Raw genomic sequence first — 9553 nt, 5'->3', positions numbered from 1 at the left:
AAAAGCTCCTTCCATACATGGAAGGAGCTTTATTTTTGTATATTAAAACATACTAGAGCTATGCATCGGTTGAAGTTTTGCGTTTGGATCGAAGTAAGCTTTTGCATTGTTTACTGCTGTTGGTGCTTCACCGAAGCCGCAAGCAATGAGTTTTACTTTTCCTTCATATGTACAAATGTCACCAGCAGCGTAAATGCCAGGAATATTTGTTTCCATTTTCGAATTCACGAGAATGCTGTTTTTTTGTATATCTAAGCCCCAGTTTTTAATTGGGCCAAGGGAAGAAACGAAGCCGTAGTTTACGATTACATCATCAACATCGATGATAATTTTTTCTTCCGTTTTTACATGCTGAAGAACGACTTGTTCAATTTTGTCATCACCAATGAGTTCTACTGGAACGTACGGTGTACTTACTTCTGCACGAGAGTTCATTAAGCTTTCTACGCTATGTTCATGCGCACGGAATTTATCACGGCGATGAACGATTGTAACCTTGTCAGCGATTGGCTCTAACATCATTGCCCAATCAACAGCTGAATCGCCGCCGCCAAATACTACGACGCGCTTACCAGCAAATTTATTCATATCATCAACGAAATAATGTAAGTTTTTCTTTTCATACTTTGCTGTTCCTTCTAATTCTAAGCGGCGTGGTTGGAAAGCACCATTGCCAGCAGTAATAATTACTGATTTAGAATAGTGAGTTTGCTTATTTGTAACAAGTTTAAATATACCGTCAGCTTGTTTCTCAAGCGTATCAACAGCTTCTTCTAAACAAACGGTTGGATCAAATTTCTTCATTTGCTCTTTTAAGTTATCAACTAACTCTTGTGCACGCACTTTCGGGAATCCGGCTACATCATAAATGTATTTTTCAGGGTAGAGCGCGGATAATTGTCCTCCAAGCTGAGGTAAGCTTTCAATAATTTTTACACTTGCTTGTCTCATACCACCATAAAATGCTGTGAATAGTCCTGTTGGACCACCACCAATAATCGTTATGTCGTAAACTTTTTGATTTTCTGCCACTTTCATTCCCCCTATAGATGGAATTTTGATATTGATTTCATATATTGTTCATATGTACACGAAAATCCTGCAAATGATGACACTTTCAAATAAATGATAGCATATTTGAGTTCATAATACTTCTGAAAACGACTGAATTGTGTGTAAGTTTTCGCATAGATGTTTTTTACATTGTATAAAATATACAGAAAGGAAAATACATGAAAAAAAGGCTGAAAAACCCTTGAAAACGCTATGTTATTTTAAAATATTGATAATTCTCCAGACGCTTGAATTCTGGAATAAAACCGACTAATATAGGGAAGTATTATGTTAAATTTCTATGACAAAATTCGTACGATTTTTTGACTGCGTTTTGTTATGATATAGAATGTGATAAATTCCACATTCTTGACAAATAGAGTTTTTAGTACTTGGTATTATTTTTTATTACTATTATATAAAGAAAAGGGTTGTGATTTGGTGAAGACTCCAAAAATCGTAGTTTTAGGTGCAGGTTATGGCGGGATGATTACGACTGTTCGTCTGCAAAAAGCATTATCTGTAAATGAAGCTGAAATTACGTTAGTAAACAACAACAGCTATCACTACCAAGCGACTTGGTTACACGAGAGCGCAGCTGGTACATTACAAGATGAAAAAATCTGTCTAGATATTCAAGACGTTATTGATACAAATAAAGTGAACTTTGTACAAGACACAGTAGTAGAAATTAAAGCTGCTGAAAAACGTATTATCTTAAAAGATGGCGAGTTAGAATATGACTACTTAGTAATCGGTCTTGGTTTCGAATCAGAAACGTTCGGAATTACAGGATTAAAAGAGCATGCATTCTCAATCGCTAACATTAATGCAACTCGTCAAATTCGTGAGCATATGGAAGCTAGTTTCGCTAAATATGCAACTGAAAAGCGCGATGAGTTAGTAACAATCGTTGTTGGTGGTGCTGGATTTACTGGTATCGAGTACGTAGGTGAGCTTGCAAACCGTGTTCCTGAACTTTGCAAACAGTACAATGTACCACGTGAAAAAGCACGTATTATCTGTGTAGAAGCTGCTCCAACAGCACTTCCAGGTTTCGATCCGGCATTAGTAGAATACGCTGTGAAACAACTTGAGAAAAAAGGCGTAGAATTCCGCATCGGTACAGCAATTAAAGAAGCAACTGAAGAAGGTATTATCGTTGCAAACGGTGATGATACTGAATTAATTAAGTCTGAAACAGTAGTTTGGGCTGCAGGTGTTCGTGGTAACGGTATTGTGGAAGAGTCTGGCTTTGAAGCAATGCGCGGACGTGTAAAAGTTGATGAGTACATGCACGCTCCAGGATACGAAGATGTATTCATGGTTGGTGACGCAGCGTTAATCATTAACGAAGAAATTAACCGTCCATACCCACCAACAGCACAGATCGCAATTCAACAAGGTTACAACATTGCGCACAACTTAACTGTGTTAGTTCGTGGTAAAGGCGAAATGAAGAAATTCGTATTCGACAATAAAGGATCTGTATGTTCTTTAGGTCATGACGATGCAATGGGCGTTGTTATGGGCAAAAAGTTAACAGGTTGGAAAGCTTCCTTCATGAAGAAAGTGATCGATAACCGTTACCTATTCTTATTAGGTGGACCTTTATTAGTTCTTAAAAAAGGTAAATTAAAGTTCTTTTAATATATAGTAGAGAAAGCAGAAACGGCTAAGAGCTGTTTCTGCTTTTTTCATTTAAAAAATATAGTATAATATATAAAAAAGAAAGAATATTCTGTCCGTTCTAATAGAGGAGGGTATGGCATCATGGAGAAGCGAGGAAAAGTATGGTTAGCTGTCAGTGGTCTAGTAGCTACAAAAGATGGCAGGTGGTTATTCGTTAAGAAGAAATACAGTGGGTTAAAGGGGAAATGGTCTTTACCGGCTGGTTTTGTAAATGAAGGTGAGACCGTTGATGAAGCTGTGAAACGTGAAGTGTTAGAAGAGACAGGTATTGTCGCTCATGTGAAGGGGATCATTGGTGTTAGATCGGGCGTGATTCGCAATGAGATTAGTGATAATATGATTATTTTCCTTTTGGAGCCTGAAGGGGAAGAGATTATTGTACAGGAGAAGGAATTGTCTGAAGTAGCGTTTCTACATCCAGATACGATTGCGGACGATCCAAATACGTCTGTACTTATTACATATTTGTTAGAAAGACAATCAGAATTACATCTTGAAATGGACAAAACATTAAATCCAGGAGAGCAGTTTGGTTATACAGCCTATCACGTATTTACGGCACATACGAAGGAGAGGGAGAAAGAGTGAGTATACCGGTATTACTTATTTCAATGATGTTATTTTTCATTTTGTTTTTTGGAATTGGATTTTTACTTAATATGATATTGCGAGCGACATGGGTAATGGTTATTGTATATCCGATTGTTTGTATGCTTATTATTAATAAGGCGAGTATGTGGGATTATTTTTCAAAGCCAAAAGAAACATTCTCTTCATTTGGGACAAGTGTATCGCATTTAGGACAAGCAGATGTGTTTATTTTATCTACTGGATTGATTGGTGCTGCTTTAGCGGGAATCGTTATTAAGAAACTTCGGAAAAGCGGATATCAAATGTTTTAATCTCCAATGCAATTGGAGATTATTTTTTTGCATATTCTTTCATCGTATAGGGAATGATTAACGATGAAGGAGTGTGGAATATAAAAATGTTAAAACGATATTGTATTCGCATTATGATGACTTGTTTACTTGCAATTGCATTATGCGTAACATGGAATGCTTTCACAGGAGTTTCTTTATTAGAGATTGTAAAGAAATATGAGGGAACGAGTGCAAAAGAAGTACATGCAGCAGAAGTTAAGAGAAATGTTGCTCCGAGTAAAGAAGTGATAAATGCTTTAGAGCAGGCAAATGACTGGTCTAAATATCGTTCAATTGAAATGACTGCAACAGGTTATACATCGGGAATTGAGTCAACTGGTAAGAGGCCGGGACATCCGGAGTATGGTATTACATATTCAGGTGTTAAGGCGAAACGGGATTTATATTCCACAATCGCAGCGGACCTACGCGTGTTCCCAATTGGAACAATTTTATTCGTACCAGGTTATGGGTATGGTGTAGTAGCTGATAAGGGCGGTGCAATAAAAGGAAACCGTCTTGATTTGTATTATGATACAGTGAAAGATGTTTATAGCCAATGGGGTAAGAAAAAAGTAAATGTGTATATAGTTAAGCTAGGAAATGGTAAGTTGTCAGAAGAAGAGTTAACGATGTTAAATCAAGATGAAACGATGCAAGTGTTTCGTGGTCAATATTTAAAACAAAGATAGTCTAGTGGTAAGTACGCTAGACTTTTTTTATGTTATATAGGATGTAACAGAAGTTAGAATTGTCGCATTTTATCGAAAATAAAGTTATAATAAAGATAGAGTAGAGAAATTTAGGGGGTCTGAACATGTTTCACGTACAAAAAGAATTAGGAAGCCATGAAGCGCTGATTGTTGCCTTATTTGAAGAAGAGCAAACGAGTAGTTTTGTACAAGAACTGGACAAAGCGTTTGAAGGACAATTACAAGTTTTATTAGAAGAGAAAGAACTTTCTACGAAGAAGAAAGCTATTTCAAAAGTACATAGTTTAGGAAAAACAAATGTGAAACGCTATTATTTCGTTGGTTTAGGTAAGAAAGAATCTTATACGACAGAAACATTACGTGCAGCTCTTGGTAAGGCATTTAAAACATTGCAAGCAGCAAAAGTACAAGACGCAGCAATCTTGCTTGATTCTTTCGTAACAGAGAAATTAGACGCGATTGATGTCGCTCATATCGCAGCAGAAGTACAAGGCCTTGGTACATATGAGTTACAAACGTATAAATCAGATAAAAAGGATCGTGTGGAGCTAGAGAAGTTCACGGCTATTACAGCGGAAGATACACAAGAAATTGAAGCTGCATTAACAGTTGGCTACGTACATGGACGTGCAACAAATTCAGCTCGTACACTTGTAAATATGCCGCCAAACGTATTAACAGCAACAAAGCTTGCTGAGTATGCTGTTGAGTTAGCGGAAAAGTATGATATGGATTATAAAGTTCTTGAGAAAGAAGAGATGGAAGAGCTTGGTATGGGCGCATTACTTGCAGTAAACCAAGGTAGTGTAGAGCCACCAAAAATGATCGCTCTTATTTATAAAGGAAAAGAAGAGTGGACAGATGTTATTGGATTCGTTGGAAAAGGAATCACATACGATACAGGCGGTTATTCTTTAAAACCACGTGAAGGCATGGTCGGTATGAAAGGTGATATGGGCGGTGCGGCTGCTGTATTAGGTGCGATGGAAATTATCGGTGAACTTCGCCCAGAGCAAAATGTGATCGCTGTTATTCCATCAACAGATAACGTTGTAAGTGGTACCGCATTTAAGCCAGACGATGTAATCACATCTATGAGCGGAAAAACAATTGAAGTATTAAATACAGATGCAGAAGGTCGCTTAGCATTAGCTGACGGTATTACGTATGCGAAAAAATTAGGTGCAAACTATCTAATTGATGTTGCGACATTGACAGGTGGTGTAATTGTTGCACTTGGAAATCATACGACAGGTGCAATGACAAACAATGAAGAGTTATTCGAGCAAGTGCTAGAGGCATCTATGGAAACAGATGAATCAATTTGGCAATTACCGATTTTTGATCGTGACAAAGAACGCGTGAGAAACAGTAAGTTTGCTGATTTAAATAACTCACCAGGCCGCGAAGGACATGCGGTTATGGCAGGTACATTCCTAGGTGAATTCGCTGAAGATACACCTTGGGTACATTTAGACATCGCTGGAACATCTGAATCATCAGGAGCGCATGATTTAGGACCAGCTGGAGCGACAGGTGCAATGGTACGTACACTTGCAACGCTTGTTGAACGTTTCGGCGAAGAATAAGATCGTAAGAGAGGGCTGTTCCTACATTTTGGAACAGCCTTTTTTATTGATATATAGTGTTACGGCCGATGTAATTTTACTTTATAGAGAAATTGTATACAAAGTCCCGTTTAAAGCAAAGGAAGTGCGGCCCGTTTCTTCAGAGACAACTAAAATAAGGGCATCGCTTTTTTCTGATAAGCCAATTGCAGCTCTGTGACGTGTCCCTAGTTCAGGATCAACTTCTGTGCTTTTCGTTAATGGAAGAATATTAGCAGCAGAAACAATATGGTTATTTTTAACGAGAACGGCTCCGTCATGAAGAGGGTTCCCTGGATAAAAAATCGATTCGAGCAGTGGTGCGGTTAAATGAGCATGTAATGTTGTTCCAGTTTGAATACAAGATTCAAGTGGCTCGTTTCGTTCCACAACAATAAGAGCACCATGTTTTCTGGCACTTAAATGTTGAACAGCTGTTGTAATGAACTGTGAGCTTTCTGTATAAGGTGATAAATACGCTTGAATATAGTATGTAGCTGCCAGTGTTTGTACATTTGCTAACATATGATGAATATCTTCCATCTTGCACAAAATACATTCATCTTCTTTATCAATTGCCTGCCTCATAATTGATAATTCTTTTTCAGCAATTTCAATCATTTGCTTTGTTTGTATTTTGAGCTCTTCTGACAAGCCCCATTCTTGCATAATCCTCATTCCCTTTAGTGGAGTATTTAATCATAGTGTATACAAATATTCCTAGTAAAATCCTGTTAGATTGTAAAAAATATTGAGATACAGGTTGTTTTTTTCATATAATAAAGGTATGACAAGCGAGAGGAGATAGAAGTATGAACTGGAAACAAGAATTTAGTCGCTGGCTTTCATATGCAGAGTTAGATGCAGAACTAAAAGAACAGTTAGAAAACATGAAGCAAGATGAGAAAAAAATCGAGGACAGCTTTTATAAAAATCTAGAATTCGGCACAGGTGGTATGCGTGGTGAACTTGGTGCTGGTACGAACCGTCTGAACGTATATACAGTTCGTAAAGCGACACAAGGATTAGCGGAGTTTATTGAAAAGTTAGGTGAAGAAGCGAAGAAGCGTGGTGTTGTTGTAGCGTATGATTCTCGTCATAAATCACCTGAGTTCGCAATGGAAGTTGCTGCTACACTAGGTGCACACGGCATTACAACATATGTGTTTGAAAGCTTACGTCCAACGCCAGTGCTTTCTTTCGCAGTTCGTCATTTACATACAGTGAGTGGAATCGTTCTTACTGCAAGTCATAATCCGCCTGAATATAACGGTTATAAAGTATACGGTGAAGATGGTGGACAGTTGCCTCCGAAAGAAGCTGATGAATTAATTAGCTACGTAAACGCAGTGGAAGATGAATTAACAGTTGAGGTTGCTGATGTGGAGCAATTAAAAGCTGACGGTTTATTACATATTATTGGACAAGAAGTCGATGATGCATATGCTGCAGAATTGAACAATGTCATTATTAATAAAGAAATGGTGGAAAAGGCCGGCAAAGATTTAAAAATCGTCTTCACACCACTACACGGAACATCAAATATTTCTGTACGCCGTGGTTTAAAAGAAGTTGGATTTACAGATGTAACAGTTGTAAAAGAGCAAGAGTTACCAGATCCGAACTTCTCTACAGTAAAATCGCCGAACCCAGAAGAGCATGCAGCATTTGAATATGCAATTCGTGAAGGTGAGAAGGTAGGCGCAGATGTGTTAATCGCAACGGATCCTGACGCAGATCGCCTTGGTGTAGCAGTTCGTAATCACGATGGTGAGTTCCAAGTATTAACTGGTAACCAAACAGGTGCATTAATGCTTGATTACTTATTATCTCAAAAAAAAGAAAACGGAACGCTACCAGAGAACGGTGTTGTATTAAAAACAATCGTAACGTCTGAAATTGGTCGTACAATCGCGAAAGCATACGGTTTAGATACAGTTGATACGTTAACTGGATTTAAATTTATCGGTGAGAAAATTAAACAGTATGAAGAAAGCGGACAATACGAATTCCAATTCGGTTATGAGGAAAGCTATGGTTATTTAATCCGTCCATTCTGCCGTGATAAAGATGCAGTACAATCTGTTCTATTTGCATGTGAAGTAGCTGCGTACTACAAATCACAAGGTAAAACGTTATATGATGGTCTATTAGAAGTGTTTGAGAAATACGGTTTCTTCCGTGAAGATCTTGTATCGTTAACGCTAAAAGGAAAAGATGGAGCGGAACAAATCCAAGAAATGATGGCAACATTCCGTGAAAATCCTCCGAAAGAAGTAGCGGGCTTAACAGTTGTAGCAGTTGAAGACTATAAAGCAAGCATTATTACATCTTTACAAGATGGACATAAAGAAGAGATTCACTTACCGAAATCAAATGTGTTAAAATATCAATTAGAAGATGGTTCTTGGTTCTGCCTACGTCCATCTGGAACTGAACCGAAGATTAAGTTCTACTTCGGTGTTCAAGATAATTCTTTACAAAATAGTGAACAAAAGTTACTTACTATTAAAGAAGATATTATGAATCGTTTATAATATAAAGTAATTTTAAGTAGTAAGGAACAAAAGGGAGCGAAATCTCCCTTTTGTTTTATGTAGGAAATGATTGCTATTAATTCCGACAGGAGAGAGGGTATTTTGTGATGAAAAAAGTAAGAAAAGCGATAATCCCAGCAGCTGGATTAGGAACACGTTTTTTACCAGCAACGAAAGCGATGCCGAAAGAAATGTTACCGATTGTTGATAAACCAACTATCCAATACATTGTAGAAGAAGCAGTAAAATCAGGAATCGAAGATATTATTATCGTTACTGGTAAAACGAAGCGTGCTATTGAAGATCATTTTGATAATGCATTTGAGTTAGAGCAAAACTTATTAGAAAAGAAAAAGTATGAGTTACTTGAAAAAGTACAGGCTTCTTCAAAAATGGTAGACATTCACTACATTCGTCAAAAAGAACCAAAAGGATTAGGTCACGCTGTTTGGTGTGCGCGTAAATTCATTGGTGATGAGCCATTCGCTGTTTTATTAGGTGATGATATCGTTCAAGCTGAAAAACCATGTTTACGTCAATTAATTGAAGAATATGATAAAACGCTTTCTTCTGTTATTGGCGTACAAACGGTTCCAGAAGATGAAACACACCGTTACGGAATTATCGATCCGTTAGAGCAGGAAGGACGTCGTTACCAAGTTCGCAATTTCGTTGAGAAACCAGCAGCAGGTACAGCACCTTCAAACTTAGCAATTATGGGACGTTACGTTTTAACACCTGAAATCTTCATGTTCTTAGATCAGCAACATGTTGGTGCTGGTGGCGAAATTCAGTTAACAGATGCTATCCAAAGTTTAAACGAAATTCAACGTGTATTCGCTTACGACTTCGAAGGAAAGCGCTACGACGTAGGTGAAAAGTTAGGATTTGTTCAAACAACAATCGAAATGGCACTGCAACACCCAGAATTACGTGATGACATGGTTACGATGATGAAGAAAATTTTAGAAGAACAAGCGAATCAAGAGTCTTAATATAAAAAAGGAGTTGTTCCTACTGGAACAACT

The 9553-nt window shown here is 37.7% G+C and carries 9 protein-coding genes; 7 read left to right on the top strand and 2 right to left on the bottom strand.

The genetic code is table 11. From position 1 onward, the window contains the following. Positions 1 to 42: 42 nt before the first annotated feature. Positions 43 to 1032 (bottom strand): NAD(P)/FAD-dependent oxidoreductase, encoded by a 990-nt coding sequence (locus ACTFSI_RS22475; RefSeq protein ID WP_138320852.1) that lies wholly within the window; start codon positions 1030 to 1032, stop codon positions 43 to 45. A gap of 462 nt (positions 1033 to 1494) precedes the next feature. On the opposite strand from ACTFSI_RS22475, the gene ACTFSI_RS22470 reads away from it, so the two are divergent. The 5 genes from ACTFSI_RS22470 (at position 1495) to pepA (ending at position 5970) form a co-directional block, all read left to right on the top strand. Next, positions 1495 to 2703 (top strand): NAD(P)/FAD-dependent oxidoreductase, encoded by a 1209-nt coding sequence (locus ACTFSI_RS22470; RefSeq protein ID WP_014481776.1) that lies wholly within the window; start codon positions 1495 to 1497, stop codon positions 2701 to 2703. A gap of 123 nt (positions 2704 to 2826) precedes the next feature. Further along, positions 2827 to 3333, top strand: a complete 507-nt coding sequence (locus ACTFSI_RS22465) for an NUDIX hydrolase (protein WP_000415311.1) — start codon at positions 2827 to 2829, stop codon at positions 3331 to 3333. Continuing rightward, positions 3330 to 3647, top strand: coding sequence for a YuiB family protein (locus tag ACTFSI_RS22460; protein WP_000027014.1), 318 nt, complete (start codon positions 3330 to 3332; stop codon positions 3645 to 3647). Before ACTFSI_RS22465 ends, ACTFSI_RS22460 begins: the two co-directional genes overlap by 4 nt. Positions 3648 to 3733: 86 nt before the next feature. Beyond that, a complete protein-coding gene (locus ACTFSI_RS22455; protein ID WP_014481775.1) occupies positions 3734 to 4360 on the top strand; it encodes a 3D domain-containing protein in 627 nt (208 codons plus the stop codon). Between the two features lie 125 nt (positions 4361 to 4485). Next, the gene (gene pepA, locus ACTFSI_RS22450) at positions 4486 to 5970 is read left to right on the top strand and encodes a cytosol aminopeptidase (protein WP_000469183.1); all 1485 of its coding nucleotides are present in this window, start codon (positions 4486 to 4488) and stop codon (positions 5968 to 5970) included. Between the two features lie 81 nt (positions 5971 to 6051). Here pepA and cdaS read toward each other — a convergent pair whose 3' ends face one another. Then, positions 6052 to 6657 carry a sporulation-specific diadenylate cyclase CdaS gene (gene cdaS / locus ACTFSI_RS22445; RefSeq protein ID WP_001158738.1) on the bottom strand — a complete coding sequence of 202 codons (606 nt, stop codon included), beginning with the start codon at positions 6655 to 6657 and terminating at the stop codon, positions 6052 to 6054. A gap of 143 nt (positions 6658 to 6800) precedes the next feature. Between cdaS and ACTFSI_RS22440 the strand changes: the two genes are divergently transcribed. Both ACTFSI_RS22440 and galU read left to right on the top strand, forming a co-directional pair. Next, the gene (locus ACTFSI_RS22440) at positions 6801 to 8525 is read left to right on the top strand and encodes a phospho-sugar mutase (RefSeq protein WP_001104182.1); all 1725 of its coding nucleotides are present in this window, start codon (positions 6801 to 6803) and stop codon (positions 8523 to 8525) included. A gap of 107 nt (positions 8526 to 8632) precedes the next feature. Further along, positions 8633 to 9520, top strand: a complete 888-nt coding sequence (gene galU, locus ACTFSI_RS22435) for a UTP--glucose-1-phosphate uridylyltransferase GalU (RefSeq protein ID WP_044791680.1) — start codon at positions 8633 to 8635, stop codon at positions 9518 to 9520. Positions 9521 to 9553 lie beyond the last annotated feature (33 nt).

It is taken from the genome of Bacillus cereus group sp. MYBK101-2, assembly GCF_051918845.1.
In the GTDB taxonomy this organism is placed as follows: Bacteria; Bacillota; Bacilli; order Bacillales; family Bacillaceae_G; genus Bacillus_A; species Bacillus_A paranthracis.
This window is presented reverse-complemented; position numbering and strand designations above follow the sequence as displayed.

Coding starts and splice junctions, on each gene's coding strand:
- ACTFSI_RS22465 (WP_000415311.1), top strand. CDS start 2,827: ATGGAGAAGCGAGGAAAAGTATGGTTAGCTGTCAGTGGTCTAGTAGCT.
- ACTFSI_RS22455 (WP_014481775.1), top strand. CDS start 3,734: ATGTTAAAACGATATTGTATTCGCATTATGATGACTTGTTTACTTGCA.
- pepA (WP_000469183.1), top strand. CDS start 4,486: ATGTTTCACGTACAAAAAGAATTAGGAAGCCATGAAGCGCTGATTGTT.
- cdaS (WP_001158738.1), bottom strand. CDS start 6,657: ATGCAAGAATGGGGCTTGTCAGAAGAGCTCAAAATACAAACAAAGCAA.
- ACTFSI_RS22440 (WP_001104182.1), top strand. CDS start 6,801: ATGAACTGGAAACAAGAATTTAGTCGCTGGCTTTCATATGCAGAGTTA.
- galU (WP_044791680.1), top strand. CDS start 8,633: ATGAAAAAAGTAAGAAAAGCGATAATCCCAGCAGCTGGATTAGGAACA.